The 16,559-nt window shown below is 67.8% G+C and carries 11 protein-coding genes; all 11 read right to left on the bottom strand.

The genetic code is table 11. From position 1 onward, the window contains the following. Positions 1 to 5: 5 nt before the first annotated feature. The 11 genes from KXV01_RS10465 to prmB all read right to left on the bottom strand — a co-directional run bounded on the left by KXV01_RS10465 (position 6) and on the right by prmB (position 16,522). Positions 6 to 5,393, bottom strand: a complete 5,388-nt coding sequence (locus KXV01_RS10465; RefSeq protein WP_263467755.1) for a DNA repair ATPase — start codon at positions 5,391 to 5,393, stop codon at positions 6 to 8. 85 nt (positions 5,394 to 5,478) lie between these two features. Continuing rightward, positions 5,479 to 7,497, bottom strand: a complete 2,019-nt coding sequence (locus KXV01_RS10460) for a hypothetical protein (RefSeq protein ID WP_049440817.1) — start codon at positions 7,495 to 7,497, stop codon at positions 5,479 to 5,481. Next, the gene (locus KXV01_RS10455; RefSeq protein ID WP_049414716.1) at positions 7,497 to 8,171 is read right to left on the bottom strand and encodes a DUF1449 family protein; all 675 of its coding nucleotides are present in this window, start codon (positions 8,169 to 8,171) and stop codon (positions 7,497 to 7,499) included. Before KXV01_RS10455 ends, KXV01_RS10460 begins: the two co-directional genes overlap by 1 nt. 168 nt (positions 8,172 to 8,339) lie before the next feature. After that, positions 8,340 to 8,996, bottom strand: coding sequence for a phosphoribosylanthranilate isomerase (locus tag KXV01_RS10450; protein WP_049414718.1), 657 nt, complete (start codon positions 8,994 to 8,996; stop codon positions 8,340 to 8,342). Further along, positions 8,993 to 9,763: a tRNA pseudouridine(38-40) synthase TruA gene (truA, locus tag KXV01_RS10445; RefSeq protein ID WP_049414719.1), complete on the bottom strand. Its 771-nt coding sequence runs from the start codon at positions 9,761 to 9,763 to the stop codon at positions 8,993 to 8,995. Before truA ends, KXV01_RS10450 begins: the two co-directional genes overlap by 4 nt. Before the next feature lie 33 nt (positions 9,764 to 9,796). Beyond that, complete coding sequence (locus KXV01_RS10440) at positions 9,797 to 10,159, bottom strand: VOC family protein (RefSeq protein WP_049414720.1); 363 nt, start codon at positions 10,157 to 10,159, stop codon at positions 9,797 to 9,799. Positions 10,160 to 10,185: 26 nt separating this feature from the next. Beyond that, on the bottom strand, positions 10,186 to 12,219 hold the full coding sequence (locus tag KXV01_RS10435; RefSeq protein WP_164283103.1) for a FimV/HubP family polar landmark protein: 2,034 nt from the start codon (positions 12,217 to 12,219) through the stop codon (positions 10,186 to 10,188). Positions 12,220 to 12,344: 125 nt separating this feature from the next. Next, complete coding sequence (locus KXV01_RS10430) at positions 12,345 to 13,373, bottom strand: aspartate-semialdehyde dehydrogenase (protein ID WP_019660602.1); 1,029 nt, start codon at positions 13,371 to 13,373, stop codon at positions 12,345 to 12,347. Positions 13,374 to 13,462: 89 nt separating this feature from the next. Further along, entirely contained in the window at positions 13,463 to 14,500 is a 1,038-nt protein-coding gene (locus KXV01_RS10425; protein ID WP_100478521.1) for a D-glycerate dehydrogenase, read from the bottom strand. Then, complete coding sequence (gene aroC, locus KXV01_RS10420; RefSeq protein ID WP_049414726.1) at positions 14,493 to 15,596, bottom strand: chorismate synthase; 1,104 nt, start codon at positions 15,594 to 15,596, stop codon at positions 14,493 to 14,495. Before aroC ends, KXV01_RS10425 begins: the two co-directional genes overlap by 8 nt. Then, entirely contained in the window at positions 15,593 to 16,522 is a 930-nt protein-coding gene (prmB, locus tag KXV01_RS10415; RefSeq protein ID WP_099485959.1) for a 50S ribosomal protein L3 N(5)-glutamine methyltransferase, read from the bottom strand. Before prmB ends, aroC begins: the two co-directional genes overlap by 4 nt. Positions 16,523 to 16,559 lie beyond the last annotated feature (37 nt).

The raw sequence follows: 16,559 nt of genomic DNA, 5'->3' as shown, positions 1-16,559 counted from the left end.
CGTGGTCACGGCAGCGGCGGCGGCTTCGGCGTGGATGCCGGCATGCCATCGCCGTCTTCCGGCGGCAATGACTCGCCGTAGAAGTGGCGCATCAGCGCCTCATCCAGTGCACGCTCCTCCGGCGTCGCGGCGCGGCGCGCGCGCGCACGCTGCGCCACCACAGCGCTCGGCGTGCCCCGTTCGACCTGCTGTCGCGCCCAGCCGGCGAACGCGGCCAGGGTCTGCGACACCTGCACCTGCTGCGCCTGCGATGCCGCCAGCAGCTCCACCAGTGGCGCCAGGCCCGCCTGCAGGTCTTCGGCCAGGGCCGTGGACGGCACGCTGGGGGCTGCCGCGACCGGCGCCGGCGCAGCGGCGGGACGCGCCTCTGAAAGGCGATCCAGGGCCTCCAGCAGCGCCGGCCACGGCGCCGGGTCCGCAACGGCGATCGCTTCCGGCGCGGGCGGTGGCAGCTGCAGCGCGGTGGCGATATCGGCCAGCTGCGCCACCACGCGCCCGCCGACATCGCTGTCGTCGGCCCCCATGGCCTTGTTGCGCAGGAAGTCGCGCTTGATCTGTGCCCAGCGCTGCGCCTGCGTGTCATCCAGTACGCCGCGCAGTTCGGCCAGCTTCAACAGGTTCTCTTCGGCGCCGGTGGTCAACAGCTGCGCCTCGCCCAGGTAGTGGTCGGAGATCAACTGCTGCAGTTCGTCCTCGTTCATCACCGGGGAGATCTTCTCGGCCAGCTTGTTCATGTTGCGGTAGCTGCCCTGCAGGCGGAACGGCGGCTCGGTGCGGTAGCGGTCGTCCTGTGCGGCACTGGCGATGTACTGCTGGTTGACCCGGTAGACCACGTCGCGCACACGCAGCATGCGCTGCAGGGTGGCGGTGATCTCGTTGATCTCCGCGCTGCTGTAGGCGTGGCTGAGGCCGTTGGTCGAGACCTCCTTGCCCATCGCGCGGTCGACCAGCACATACAGGTCGGCCATGTCGCGGGTGGCCAGCGGCGCCAGCACCGGATTGGAGGTCAGGCTGTTCTCGATGTAGCTGAGGGTGAAGGCAGCCTCCATGCCACCGAGCACGTCACCGAGGTTGTAGATGTCGGCACGGTTGGCCAGCATGTCCGGAATCTTGAACACCTCGCCGGACTCGGTGTACGGGTTGCCGGCCATCACCACGCAGAACTTCTTGCCGCGCATGTCGTAGGTGCGCGTGCGACCGCGCCACACACCCTCGATACGGCGGGTGCCGTCGCACAGCGAGATGAACTTCTGCAGGAACTCGGGATGGGTGTGCTGGATGTCGTCCACATACAGCATGGTGTTGTTGCCCATTTCCAGCGCCAGGTTGAGCTTCTCCAGCTCCTGCCGCGAGGTCGCGTCCGGTGCCTGGGCCGGGTCCAGCGACCGCACCTCGTGACCCAGCGCCGGGCCGTTGATCTTCATGAAGACCAGGCCCAGGCGGTGCGCCACGTATTCCATCAGCGTGGTCTTGCCGTAGCCGGGCGGCGAAATCATCATCAGCAGGCCCATCAGGTCGCTGCGCTTGTTCTCGCCGACCGTGCCCATCTGCTTGGCCAGGTTGTCACCGATCACGCCCAGGTAGACATCATTGATCAGCTTGTTGCGCACGAAAGACGACAACGGCCGCGCCTTGAATTCGGAAAGGCGCAGGGTCTCGCGCTCGCGACCGATGATGCTCTGGCGCAGCGCCTGGTAAGCGTGGAATGCCGGCACGAAATGGCGCAGGTGCTGCTGCAGGCGCGCGAGGAAGTCATCCAGCGACACCACCAGCGTGCCATTGCTGATGCGCGCGTGTTCGCCCAGCAGGCCACTGACCTCCGCCTGCAGTGCGGCATCGCGGGTACGGGTGCGCAACTGGCGCTGCACCAGCAGCAACGCGGCGGCTTCGTCGACATAGCCGGCATGCTGGGCATGCGCCGGCATCCGCGCCACTGCGCGCAGCCACTGCCCAGCCAATGACCAACGCGTAGCCAGTGGATCCTGGCCACGCTGCAGGGCACGCTCGACCGCCTCACGCTGCCCCGCCTGTTCCAGCTGCTGGGCCAATGCCTCCAGCAGCGCCACCGCGTGGCGGCTGCTGCTGAACACCGGATCGCCTGCCGCCAGTTCTTCGCCCAGATAGGCGGCTGCAGCCTCCGCGGCATCGGCGTCGAACGGCAACGCGTGGGATTGCGCATACGCCAGCAGCGCCTCGGCCATTTCTGTGCGCAACGCCAGACGCCCTTCGTCGGACCCCAGCAGGCGTGCCAGCGCCTCGGCGCCCACCTGCCGCGCCGGCCACTGCGCCACCGCCTCGCGGCGCTGCTCGCCTGCCCAGAACAACAACGCCAGCGCACGTGTCCGTGGTGCATGGCGCAGGCTGCCAGCGGCTTGCTGCAAGGGCAGCAACGCACGCAGGATCAGCGCGGCATCATGGTCATGGATGCCACGCTCATAGCCTTCGCGATAGCGCGGCGCGGCAAACGCACGCACGCGCTGATCCAGTGCTTCCGGGTTGGCGACGTCGTGCTGCAGCGCAGCCAGATCGAGGCCATCGCGCCCCTCCTGCGCGGCCAGCAGCAGGCTGCCGGCCAGATACTCGCCGCGATACAGCGTGGGCGATTCCGAGTCGAGGGTGACCGGCCAGAACGGCTTGAGTGCGTCCAGCTCCGGATCGTGCAGGGTCTCCAGGAAGTCGGTGCCGGTCAGATGGATGGCCAGCGCATCGCCACGCGGCAACAGGGTCAGGTCCAGTGCCTGCGTATTGACGCTGAAGCGATGGCGCGGGCCCAGCCGCACCACGTTGCCGCCGGCTTCGTACAGGTCACTGCGGTCGCGCAGCTGGCGCACCGCCTGGTCACGCACGCCCTTCAGCCGCGCCTCGATGTCGTCGGCCTTGACGTTGTCGTGCAGCGTGCGCAGGCGCTCGGCCAGCTCACGCAGCTTGAGGATCAGCGGATCACCGGCAAAGAACGCGTTGAGCTCATCGGCGGTGGCGAAGCGCTCGGTGCGCCTGGCCAGGCCGTCGAGGATCCGATTGGCCGCATCCAGCACCGAACGCGCCTTGCGCTGGCGGTCATCCAGCAACACCTGCTTGTGCGTTTCGAAGGCCTCGACCAGCTCTTCGCGCTTGCTCAGGATGTCGCCGAGGAACTGCTCGTGTTCGCCGAACTGGCTCTCCAGTTCCTCCAGCTGCACCAGCAGGCGCGACAACTGCTCGTCGGCACGTTCGGGGTCTGTGGACAGCGCCAGCGCGCTGGTGATCGACTGCGAGAACAGCGCGAACTGGGCGGCGAACTGCGCCACGGCCTCGGCCGAACCGAGTGACCTGCGGCGCTTGTCAGCACGCGCGCGGGCCTGGTTGAGGCGACCGTACAGCACCGAGATCGACTCGACCACGCGGGTGCGCGCAGTGGCATCGTCCACCTTCAGGCCGGCCATCAGCTCGGACAGCATGTCCAGGTCGGACGCCATGCCACGCAGGCCTTCCAACTGCTCGTCCAGCTGGCGCGCCGTCTGTGCCTGCTGCGCGGCATCATCCAGCGCCTGCAGGCGCGTGGCCAGCGGCGCCAGCGCTTCCTCGCCGGCGAGGAAGTCACCGGTGGCGGCGCCAACACGGTCCTGTGCCTCCACCAGTTCGACGGTCATCGCCTCGATGCGCGCGGTGTCGATGTAGCGCAGCTCGCGGAGGGTCAGCAGCCGCCCGCGCAATGCGGTGATCGCGTTGAGGGCCTCGACGAAGGCCTGCACCTCGCTCCAGTTCTGCGGTTGCAGCCGGCCCAGCAGTGCCTTGTGCGCGGCCTCGGCCTCCACCATCGCCTGCGCCGATTGCTGACGGATCGACTGCACCTTCTCGTATTCGTCCAGCACCGATTCGCCGGTCGCACTGATCTGCCGCAGCAGCGCCTCGGCGCCATCGCAGGCCGCATCACCCAGCCAGTGGTGCGCATCGAACAGGCGCCGCGTATCAGCCACCAGACGCTGGTAGCGCTGTACCGACACGTCCTGGCCATCGATCTCGCGCGCCAGGTTGAACAGGTTGGAGATGCCGCGCACCAGCTCGGCGTTGCCGATGCGGCCCATGAACGTGTTGCCGGGCGGCCGATTGGCGGCGAACTCGTCACTGCTGAACGGCGTTTGCCAGACCTGCATCGGATGGATGCGGGTCGGTTCGCTGCCCTCGGCATGGAACAGCACCATGCGCCCGTCCTGCATCAAGGCGTAGCCATGGCCGAACACCGGGTTCTGCAGCACGCGCTGGATGGTGTTGTAGACGAACAGCGCCGAGCGCCCGCCTTCGCGCTCGTAGAAGATGTACAGCACGTCCTCGCCGTTTGGCGAACGGATGCTGCGCTTGAACTGCATGCCGGCCATCGAGGCATCAAATGCCTTGTGCTCGCCGCCCTGCAGGTAATAGCCACCCGGGAAGATCACGCCATGGTCTTCGGGCAGCTGCACGCAGGCCTGCACGATCGCATCATTGCGCACGATGCCGCCGGTCAGCGTGTTGTAGATCAGGCCGCGCCATTCCGTCTCGCGGTACGGCAGCACCTTCAGCAATACCAGCGAGCCGACCCGGGCGAACTCGAACTGGGCATCGTCCAGCGACTGCGTGCTGTCCTCCACGGGTTCGCTGTAGATGCCCTGTCCGGTTTCGGTGTTGTTTTCGACCTTGATGGTGAGGTCGCCGCCGGTGGTCTCAACGAACAGGGTGTCGAGGATGTTCAGATGCGAATGGCGGCCGTTGACCGCCAGGTCGCGGGTCGCCCGGGTCCATTCGAAGTCGAACGGCGGCGGCAGTGCGATATCGCGCTCACCGCGCGCATCCAGGTAGGTCAGCTCGCCCTCGCGCGACAGCGCCCAGCGGAACACGCGCACGTCGCTGCTGCGCTCGCCGATCTGGAACGAGGCCAGCAGCTTGTCGCCGACCACGATCAGCTGCAGCAGGCGCGCGTGCTTGTAGTAGGCATACAGCTCGTTGAAATCGTGCACGAAGCCGGGCTGGTCGAGGAAGCTGCCCTTCAGTTCCAGCGCAGCGACGTCGTAGCCGTCGCTGCCCTGCACCAGCCGGTACAGGCCGAACACATCCTCGATGCGGGTCTGGGTCTTCAACCCGATGAACACGTTGTAGCCGAACAGCAGGCGGTCCGGGCCCACCTGCACGATGTCACGGCCGACGCAGTTGTTGTCGCTGCGGATGCGGAAGCGCCCGACCACATCCAGGCGGCTGTCGCCGAACTCGGCCAGGCGCTGGCGGTTGAGCGTTTCGGCCAGGCCCTGCAGGCGCTGGCCCTGCTCGGCCAGGCGGCGGCGCAGGACTTCGTAGGCGCCGCCCTGGGCGACAGCCTGGTCGACGGTGCTGCCGCCGGCCTCCGGTGCGGTGGATTCGGCGGACGGATGGGTTTCAGACATCAGCAGGTTTCCGGCTCACGGGCGGACGGCCGCGGTTGCGGCCGGCGCGGGCGGGCGATGGCCGCGGCGGCCATCGCCCGATGCATCAACGGGCGCTGTCGACCACGGTCGCCGACACGGTCGGTACCGCGTCGGCATCCTCGGCAATCTGGCGCGGTGCTGGTTCGGCCACGGCCACGCCCAGGTAGCGCTGCATCAGCTCCTGCACGATCGGGCTCTTGCCGGCGAAGCCTTCGATCGACTTGCCCAGCGACACCGCCTTGACCAGGTTCTCGAACATGCCGCCGTCGCCACCGACCAGGTCGATATCGGCGTTGCGCAGCGCGCTGGCGATGACATTGGCGTTCTCGCGCGAGACCTCCTTGCCGGCTTCGATCGAGGCCAGCGCCTGCTTCAGGCTGTTGTCCAGCATCATGCGGAACTCTTCATGGCCACGTGCCTGGTCACTCAGCGAGGCGATGGCTTCGAACTTGCGCACCAGGCCCTCGGCCTCGGCCAGCAGCTTCTTCTGCACCACCCCGGCTTCGGCATTGCCCAGCGACTCGGTGGCGCTGGCACGGGCCAGGCCCATCTTTTCCTCACCCTGCGCCTGCGCCTGCAGGGTCTCGGCCAGCACGCGGGCTTCGTTGCTGCCCTGCTTCAGGCTGGCTTCGGCCTTGGCTTCGATCACGCGGGCCTCGGCAATGCCGACCTTCTCGATGGCCAGCGCCGAGGCTTCACGCACCTGCGCTTCGGCCAGGCCCGGCGCTGCCTGTTCGGCACGCAGCGCGTCGGCCAACAGGCGCTTGGCTTCGGCCTGCTTGCCGGCCGCTTCGTGCTCGGCCTGGGCCAGCGTGGTCAGCTCCACCGCGCGATGCTTTGAAGCGGTTTCGCGCGCTTGCGCTTCCTTGACTTCGCGCACCAGCGCTTCCTGCGCCTTGGCCTCGGCTTCCAGGATCAGCACCTGCTTCTGGCGGTCGGCCTCGGAGACTTCGCGCACTTCCTTGATGCGCTCCTCTTCCTGCGCCACGGTCTTGTCGATTGAGATGCGTTCACGGGTGATGTTGGCCACGTCCATCTTGCCCTGCTCGACCACCTTGTCACGCTCCACGCCCTGCAGCTGCACTTCACGATCGGTGGTGACCTGCTCCAGCTGGCGTGCGCGCTCCACGCGCTCGGCCTCGATGGCGACGGCACGCTGGCGGTTCTGCTCGGCCACTTCCACTTCGCGCAGGCGGTTCTGATCGCGGATCTCGATCAGCTGCTGCGCTTCGATGCGGGCGTTCTCGGACAACTGGCGCTGCTCCTCCTGCACCTTGGCGGTCTCGGCCTCCTCGCGTGCGCGGATGGTCTCGATCTCGCGCTTCTGCCGTGCTTCGGCTTCGGCCTGCTGGCGTTCCAGCGCCAGCAGCGCCTCGCGCGCTTCCACGTTCTTCTTGGTGATGGCGAGCTTCTCGTTCTGCTCCAGCTCGTTGGTCACCACGTTCTGCGCGGCGGTCAATTCGGTGATCTTGCGGATGCCCTGCGCATCGAGAATGTTGAACTGGTCCAGCAGCGATTTCGGGGTCTGCTCCAGATAGTCGATCGCCACGTCCTCGAGGACGTAGCCGTTCAGATCATTGCCGATCACCGCGATGATCTCGTCGCGGAACTCCTGGCGCTTCTCGAACAGTTCGGTGAAGTCGAACTTCTTGCCGACCGTCTTCAGCGCTTCGGAGAACTTGGCGTTGAACAGCTCGTCGACGGCATGCTTGTCCGATGCACGGTCGGCACCGATGGCCTTGGCCACGCGCAGCACATCGGCCTGGGTCTCGTTGACCCGCAGGTAGAACGCCACTGCGATATCGGCACGCATGTTGTCGCGGCAGATCAGGCCTTCCTTGCCGCGGCGGTCGATCTGCAGCGTGATCAGGCTGATCCGCATCAGCTCGGCGCGGTACAGCACCGGGATGATCAGCGCACCGGTGAAGTGCACCTTGGGCGTGGAGCTCATGTCGTTGACGATCAGGGCCACGCCCTGGTCGACCTTGCGGTAGAAGGCCTTGAACAGGCCGGCCAGGCCGAGCAGTGCGACCAGCAGCACGGCTACGCCGATCAGGAAGGGGGCCATGGTTGCCAACGTCATCAGTGATTCTCCTTGTTGCCCGGAAGCAGGTTGTCCTGGAAGTCGAGGGCGACCGCGTCGGCGCGGACCACCCGGTAATGGTGTTGATCAGCCACGTGTTCGATCAGCACGATGCGCTCGCCACGCTGCAGTTCGATCTCGCTGCGCACCTGCAGCACCAGTCCGGCGCCGCCATCGTCGAAGGTGGCGTGACCGCTGCGGGCATCCACCTTCGGCGAGGCAACCACGCCGGTACGCCCCAGCAGCGAGGCCTGCGCCACCGGGCGCAGACGCAGCAGGAACCTGCGGACGGGGCGCAGCAGCAGTGCGGTGAACGGCACCGCCGGCAGCGGTGCCAGAAGGGCCACGACCGCACCGATCGCCCAGCGCAGCAGGTCCGGCAGCGGCAACAGCACGAACAGATGGACGAAATAGGTAACGATCCAGGCGAAGAAGCCCAGCAGCGTCACCACAAGCATGAGGGGAACCCCACCCAGGCCCCAGCGCGCCAGCAGCGCGGACAGTCCCTGCAGATCATGTGGGTCGCCATGCAGCGCCCCATCGGCGCCGGCATCGCCAAACCCGTCGTCGACCAGGCCGAAGGCCGCCAGTGCCCAGTACAGCACCGCCACCGCCAGCACGATGCTGTACGGCAGGGTCGGGAAACCGAACACGACGGTGAGGAACTCCTGCATCGCTTGCCTTCCTGGGCTGTGGGCGGCGGCCGCCCGTTCGGGACGCGCCGAGCGCGTCCCGTCGATCCCCGCGCCAGCCCTCATGGCAGGCGCGCCTGGGTCCATCCTATGTGAAGAATGCGTGCAGGCTCAAATCCAGGTCCAAATTACGGCAGATAGTGACGCCAATCACTCCAGAACCGCGCAATCGGCACGACGCACTTCTTCGACAAAGGTGCGCATCCTGTAGCCATCCTTGATGCCCGGCTCCAGTTCGATGCCGCTGGAGACATCCACGCCCCACGGCAAGGTGGCCAGCACGGCGTCGTAGACGTTTTCCGGATTCAGGCCACCGGCCAGCAGGAACGGCCGGTGCAGGCCGGTCGGAATGCGGCCCCAGTCGAAGGCCACGCCGGTACCGCCGCCGCCGCCCGGGGCATGGCTGTCGAACAGGAAGCCGGCGGCGCTGGGATAGCGCAGCTGCAGGGTGCGGGCGTTGATTTCTTCACGCCCCCCCATCGCGATCGCCTTCAGGTAGGGCATGTTGAAGCTGCGGCAGAAGCTCTCGTCTTCCTCCCCGTGGAACTGCAGCAGGGTCGGCCGTACCGTGCGCAGCACCTCGCGCACTTCTTCCTTGCTGTTGTTGCGGAACAGCGCCACTACGTCGACCATCGGCGCGATCGCCTGGCGCATCGCGCGCGCCTCGGCCGGGGCAACCCGGCGGCTGCTTTCGCGGGCAAAGATGAAGCCCACCGCGTCCACGCCCAGTTCACCGGCCAGGCGGACGTCGCCGGCCCGGGTCATGCCACAGAACTTGATGCGTGTGCGGTAGTAGGAGCGGCTCATAGCGTGACCTCGGCGGGCAGGTGCCAGTTGTCGGGGTACAGGGGCCCAAGGAACACCAGGCCCTGCGGCGGTGCGGTGGGACCGGCTACGGTGCGATCGCGCCCGGCCAGCAGTTCGGCGATCCATTCCACCGGCTTCTCGCCACTGCCCACCAGGATCAGCGATCCGACGATATTGCGGACCATGTGATGAAGGAATGCATTGCCCTGCACGGCGACCTCGATCACCTCGCCCTGGCGGCTGACCTGCAGTGACTGCAGCTCACGCCGGGCGTGCAGCGCCTGGCACTGCACCGAACGGAACGCGCTGAAGTCGTTCTCGCCGAGCAGGGCCTGGCCGGCGGCGTGCATCAGGGTCTCGTCCAGTGCGCGGCGCTCCCAGCTCAAGGTCTGCCGGTCCAGCGCGGGCCGCACTTCGCGGTTGAGCAGGCGGTAGCGGTAGCGGCGTGCGCGCGCGGAGAAACGCGCGTGGAAATCCTCGGCCACCGGCACGCACCAGCGCACTGCGATCGAGCGCGGCAGGCGGGTGGTAGTGCCCAGCATCCAGGCGCGCGGATCGCGCACCACGTCGGTATCGAAATGCACGACCTGGCACTGGCCGTGCACGCCGGCATCGGTGCGGCCGGCACAGACCACCTGCAGCGGCGAATCGGCCACCGACGACAGGGCCTGCTCAAGGCTGGCCTGCACGCTGGGGCCGCCCTCGCCGAGGTTCTGCCAGCCCCTGAAATCGCTGCCGTCGTACTCGACGCCAAGCGCGTAACGCATGTGCTACCTCAGATGTTGCGGGAGGGGCGGCGCTCAGGCCGGATCGCGCTCGGACCAGACCGCCAGTTCGTTGCCACCGGGCTCGACGAACTGGAAACGGCTGCCGCCGGGGAAGGAAAACACCGGCCGCACGATCTCACCGCCAGCGTCAAGCACCGCCGCTTCGATCGGTGCCAGCTGGTCAGCGTACAGCACCAGCAGCGGCGCACCGGCATCGCTGGCACGCAGCGGCTGGCCGCGGAAGAAGCCGCCCTGCAGGCGGCCGTCGTCGAACGCGGTGTAGTCGCTGCCATAGTCGACGAACGACCAGCCGAACGCCTTCTCGAAGAAGGCGCGGCTGGCTGCAGGATCCGTGGAAGCGAATTCAACGTAGTCGATGCGGCGCTCGCGGCTCATGGCGGGATCCTTGTCGGCAGGGTCGATCACGGCAGGCGGGCCAGCAGTTCGCGGGCCTGGGCCTGGCAGTGCAGGTCCCCGCCCTCGGCCACTTCCTGCAGCAACGTCCGCGCGGTCTGGGCATCGCCCAGGTCGAGGTAGGCGATGGCCAGCTCAAGGCGCTCCTGCCCGGCGCGCGGCGCCCAGCCGGCATCGCTGGCCGGTGCCGCAGTACCCTCTTCATGCGCCGCGGCGGCCAGCGCGTCGTGCGGCGCCGCGCCTGAAGCCTCGCCGTCATGGTGCTCGGCCGGCAGGTCGAACACGCCGCGGAACTGCGGCTGCTGTTCGGCGTGCAGCGCGTAGTCCGGTACTGCCACCTCACCAGGGGCCGCCTGCGCGAGCGGCTCATCCTGCACGGCGGCGGCCGGCGCGGGATCCTCCTGCGTGGTCACCGGCTCGTCCCAGCGCGGCAGGCCGGTCACTGCCTCGGGCAGCTCCACCACTTCGTCATCGCGCAGCGTCTGCGCCTGCCAGTCAGCCTGGGCGGCGACGTCGGCGACCGGTTCGGCAACCACGTCATCCTGCCCCCCGGTTTCGCTCGCCCAAGCCGGCATCGCCGGCTCCTGGCGGCCCGCTTCGGGCACCACCGACGACCACGAGGACTGCTCGGCCAGCGTATCCAGCGCCGCGCCCGCCGGTACCGCAGCGGCCAGGCCGGCGGCATCGTCTTCTTCCCGCAGCGGCGGCAGCGGCGACGGCTTGCGACGACGCAGCAGCCAGGCTGCACCGGCCGCCAGCAGCAGCACCGGCAGCCCCAGCCAGTACCACGGCGTTGCCGCATCGCGGGTATCCGGTGCCTGCGCCAGGCGCTGCTGCGCGGCGGCCAGGTCGTTATCCTTCATCGCGATCAGCGACTGCTGCTGTTCCTTGAGTTTTTCCAGGTCGGCCACGCGCTGCTTCAGCTCGCCAATCTCGGCATCGCGGGTCGCGATGTCCTCGCGTGCCTGGCGCAGTTGTTCATTGCCCAGCATGTCACCCTCGCTGCCGGCTCCAGTGCCGGTGGTTGTGCCCGCGCGCGCGGCGTCGGAAGCCAGTGCCGGGGCGATTTCAAGTCGTGCCCCATTGGCCGCGGCCGGGGAAGAAGCGTTCGTGGTTGCCGCCGCGGCCGCCGGGGCGACGGTACCCGCCGGTTGCGGCACGGTGCGCGCCTGCCGCCACTGCGCGGCGTGCTCGCGCACCAGCGCTGCGGCCTCGGCGGCATCGACCGCCGCCAGTGCATCGCTGTCGGGCATGCGCAGTACGGCGCCTTGCTTGAGCAGGTTGACGTTGCCGCGGATGAAGGCCTCGGGGTTGGCCCGCAGCAGGGCGATCATCGCGCGGTCGCGGCTGACCTGGTTGCCGCGGGCCACCGCGCTGGCGATCTGCGACAGGGTCTGCCCACGCTGGACGATGACGCTGCCATCGGCTGCCTGCGCGGCAGCGGGTGCAGCCCCTGCACGCGGGCGAGCCGATGCAGGTGCCGGCGCTGCCGCAGCGGACGGCGCAGGTGTGCTTGCGCTCTCCGCAGCGGCCGGTGCAGGTGCCGGTGCAGCGTCACGGACGATGGTGTTGGAGAGGGTACCTGCCGGCGCGACGATTTCCGGTTCGGCCACCGCCAGTGCGCTGGAGGGCGCATCAACCAGTGCCGAGTATTCGCGCACCAGGCGGCCCTGGCCCCAGTCGGCCTCGATCAGGAAGCTCAGCGACGGGGTTTCGACCGGCGTCTGCGAGGTCACCCGCACCACCGCCCTGCCCTGCGCATTGCGGGTCAGTTCGAACTGCAGCTCGCTGACCAGCCCGGCCGGCCGCTGCAGGCCGACGCGTTCGAAGGTGACCGCAGAGGCCAGCGCGACGCGCAGGTTCTCCAGTTCGGACGGATCGGCCGAGACTACCGGGATTTCGGCCAGCAGGGGCTGGCCCGGCTTGGACAGGACACGGATGTCACCCAAGCCCAGGGCAAGCGCCGAACTGCTGGCCAGGGCCAGCAGCGCGGTGGAAAGATAGAGGAGCGGGCGCTTTGCGCCCCTGGCCCGTTTATTCATGGGCGACACTATAAAGCGTGCGGACCGGGGTCCGCACCCACCGAGGGGGGACCTTCGGTCACGCACGCCCCCATCACGGCAATGCCGGCCAACGGCCGGCACTACCGGTGAGGCAACCGCTGTGATCAGCGCTGTTCGGCGGCGACCAGCTCGGCCAGCTGCACGGCGTTCAGGGCAGCGCCCTTGCGCACGTTGTCCGACACGATCCACAGGTTCAGGCCACGCGGGTGCGACAGGTCCTCGCGGATACGGCCGACATACACCGCATCGGTCCCCGAAGCATGGGTAACCGGAGTCGGATAACCACCGGCCTCGTGACGATCCACCACTTCGATGCCCGGCGACTGCTCCAGCAGCGCGCGCGCTTCAGCGACGGTGACCTTGTCGCGCGTCTCGATCGCCACCGACTCGGAGTGGCCGTAGAACACCGGCACGCGCACCGCGGTCGGGTTCACCAGGATGCTGTCGTCACCCAGGATCTTGCGGGTTTCCCAGATCAGCTTCATCTCTTCCTTGGTGAAGCCATTGTCCTGGAAGTCATCGATGTGCGGGATCAGGTTGAAGGCGATCTGCACCGGGAAGCGCTGCGGATCGATCTCCTGGAAGCTGAGCAGCTGGCCGGTCTGCTTGCCCAGTTCCTCCATCGCCGAGCGGCCACCGCCGGACACCGACTGGTAGGTGGAGACATTGATGCGTTCGATACCGTACTTGCGGTGCAGCGGCGCCAGCGCCACCAGCATCTGCATGGTCGAGCAGTTCGGGTTGGCGATGATGCCGCGCGGACGGTTGGCGACCTGCTCCGGGTTGACCTCGGACACCACCAGCGGCACGTCATCGTCGTAACGGAAGGCCGAGGAGTTGTCGATCACCACCGCACCGGCGGCGGCGAACTTCGGTGCGTATTCCTTGGACACGCTGCCGCCAGCCGAGAACAGCGCGATCTCGACACCGGTCGGATCGAAGGTGGCCAGGTCCTGGACCTTGACCTTCTGGCCGTTGAATTCGATCTCGCCGCCGGCCGAACGCTCGGAGGCGAGGACGCTCAAGGTGCCGACCGGGAAATCACGCTCGGCCAGGATCGACAACATGGTCTCGCCAACGGCGCCGGTGGCACCGACGACGGCGACGTGGAAACTGCGCTGTGCATTGCTCATGGGGAACTCTCACAAAAACGGGAATGGGGGAAATCACGCACGACAGCTGGGTTCGGGGAACCTCCTCAAGCGGGGCGCGCGGAGGTTCCCTATCGTTTCCCGGTTTTTTTGCCCAGCGTCACGCGCGCGGCCATCGCCGCGTCAGCGTTGATCGCGCTCGGCATCCGCGACGGGCCGCTGTCCAGGCCGAGCCCGGCAGCCAGATTATCCACGGCCAGCTGTACCATCGCCGTGCGCGTGGCCAGCGAGGCGCTGCCGATATGCGGAGTGAGCACCACGTTGCGCAGCGCCAGCAGCTCCGGGCGCACCGTCGGCTCGCCCTCGTACACATCCAGGCCGGCGGCCGCCAGGTGGCCGTTGGCCAGTGCGTCGGCCAGCGCCAGTTCGTCGACGATGCCGCCGCGGGCGATGTTCACCAGGGTTGCCGTCGGCTTCATCTTCGCCAGCGCAGCCGCATCGATGATGTGATGCGAGGCCGGCGTGTAGGGCAGCACCGTGACCAGATGGTCGGACTGTGCCAGCAGTGTATCCAGGTCCACATAGGTCGCGCTGAGCGACGCCTCGGTATCGGCCGACAACCGTGAACGGTTGTGGTACAGCACCTTCATGCCGAAACCGTGCGCGCCGCGGCGGGCGATGCCCTGGCCGATGCGGCCCATGCCAAGGATGCCCAGCGTGCTGCCATGGACATCCGCGCCCAGCATGGTCTGGAACGACCACTGCTGCCACTGCCCTTCACGCAGCCAGCGCTCGGACTCGGTGATCCGGCGCGCGGTTGCCATCATCAGGGCAAAACCGAAATCGGCGGTGGTTTCGCTCAGCACGTCCGGCGTGTTGCTGGCCAGGATGCCGGCCGCGCTGAGCGCGTCGACATCCAGGTTGTTGTAGCCGACGCCGACGTTGGCGATCACCTGCAGCTGCGTGGCCGCCGCCACCTGGGCCGCACCGATGCGCTCGTTGAGGGTGATGATCGCGCCGTCGGCGCTGGCCAGCTGTGCGGCGATCTGGTCCGGCGACCAGGCGGTGACGGTGTCGGTGCTGCGCAACTGCACGCGATCGCGCAGCGGCGCGATGGCCGCCTCGATCAGCGGCTGGCTCACCCACACGGTCGGCCGCGTGTCAGCCATCGATCTGCCCGGGAATGCGCGGGGTGATCGTGCCGACATCGCCGCACTGCGCGCGATGGCGCAGCGCCTGGTCCATCAGCACCAGCGCCACCATCGCCTCGGCGATGGGCGTGGCGCGGATGCCGACGCAGGGATCGTGGCGTCCGGTGGTGATCACCTCGACCACGTTGCCGGCCGTATCCAGCGACGGGCCCGGCAGGCGCAGGCTGGAAGTCGGCTTCAGGGCGATCGACGCAACGACCGGCTGGCCGGTGGAGATGCCACCGAGGATGCCGCCGGCATGGTTGCTGGCGAAGCCCTGCGGGGTCAGCAGGTCGCGGTGTTCAGTGCCCTTCTGCGCGGCGCTGGCGAAACCGTCGCCGATCTCCACGCCCTTCACCGCATTGATGCTCATCAGCGCAGCGGCCAGTTCGCCATCAAGCTTGCCGTAGATCGGCTCACCCCAGCCCGGCGGCACGTTGTCGGCGACCACGTCCACGCGCGCACCGACCGAATCACCGGACTTGCGCAGCGCATCCATGTACGCCTCGAGTTCCGGCACCTGTGCGGCGTGCGGCCAGAAGAACGGATTGTCTTCCACCGCCGACCAGTCGAAACCGGCCGGGGTGATGTCGCCCAGCTGCGACAGGTAGCCACGCACGGTGACGCCGAAACGCTCGGCCAGCCACTTCTTGGCGACCACGCCAGCGGCCACGCGCATGGTGGTCTCGCGTGCCGAGGAACGGCCACCACCGCGCGGATCGCGGATGCCGTACTTGTGCCAGTAACTGTAGTCGGCATGGCCCGGGCGGAACTGCTGGCCGATGTTGGCGTAGTCCTTGCTGCGCTGGTCGGTGTTGCGGATCAGCAGCGCGATCGGGGTGCCGGTGGTCAGGCCCTCGTATACGCCGGACAGGATCTCGACCTCGTCAGCCTCGCGACGCGCGGAAGTGTGCCGGCTCTTGCCGGTCGCACGGCGCTGCAGGTCGTGGGCGAATTCGGCCGCGTCCAGCGCCAGCCCCGGAGGGCAGCCATCGATCACGCAGCCGATGGCCGGCCCGTGCGACTCGCCGAACGTGGTGACAGTGAACAGCTTGCCGAACGAATTGGAGCTCACGGGCGCTGCGCCGCCAGTTCGGTGATGCGTGCGCTGTGGGCGATCAGCTCGCGGCATTCGACCGCGAAGATGCCCATCTGGCCGACCTTGAATTCGATCCAGGAAAAATCGACTTCCGGCAGCAGCTTGACCAGATGCTGTTCGGACTCACCCACTTCACAGATCAGCAGACCGTCTTCGCTCAGGTGCAGCGGGGCGTCGCGCAGGATCTTCAGCACCAGGTCCAGGCCATCATCACCGGCACGCAGGCCCATTTCCGGCTCGTAGGAATATTCCTGCGGCAGGGCATCAGTCTCGTCGTTGGTGACGTACGGCGGGTTGGTGACGATCAGGTCGTAGTGGCGGCCGGTCAGGCCATTGAACAGGTCCGACTTGATCAGGGTGACGTTGTGCGCCTGCAGGCGCTCCTTGTTCTCCTCGGCCAGCGACAGTGCGTCGTCACTCAGGTCGACGCCGTCCACTTCCCAGTTCGGGTAGTAGTGGCCCATGGCGATGGCGATGCAGCCCGAACCGGTGCACAGGTCCAGCGCACGGCTGACATCGCGGCCGGCCAGCCACGGCTCGAAGCCGCATTCGATCAGTTCGGCGATCGGCGAGCGCGGCACCAGCGCGCGCGCGTCGCTCTTGAAGCTCAGGCCGGCGAACCAGGCCTCACCGGTCAGGTAGGCGGCCGGGATGCGTTCATCGATGCGGCGCTGGAACAGCTCCAGCACGCGCAGCTTTTCGGCCTCCAGCAGGCGCGCCTGGCCGTAGGCCGGGCCCAGATCGTGCGGCAGGTGCAGGCTGTGCAGCACCAGCTGGGTCGCCTCGTCCAGCGCATTGTCGTAGCTGTGCCCGAAGGTCAGCCCGGCTTCGTTGAAACGGCTGGTGCCGTAGCGGATCAGATCGATGATCGTATGGAGTTCGGCGGCCGTTTCAGCGGTCATGGCGGTACTGCGGGCAAAGTGGCCCCCGATTATAGGG

Source organism: Stenotrophomonas sp. Ps181 (assembly GCF_025697425.1).
Lineage (GTDB): Bacteria > Pseudomonadota > Gammaproteobacteria > Xanthomonadales > Xanthomonadaceae > Stenotrophomonas > Stenotrophomonas sepilia.
Note: the sequence above shows the minus strand (reverse complement) of the source record. Positions and strands in the feature narration are given on the sequence as shown.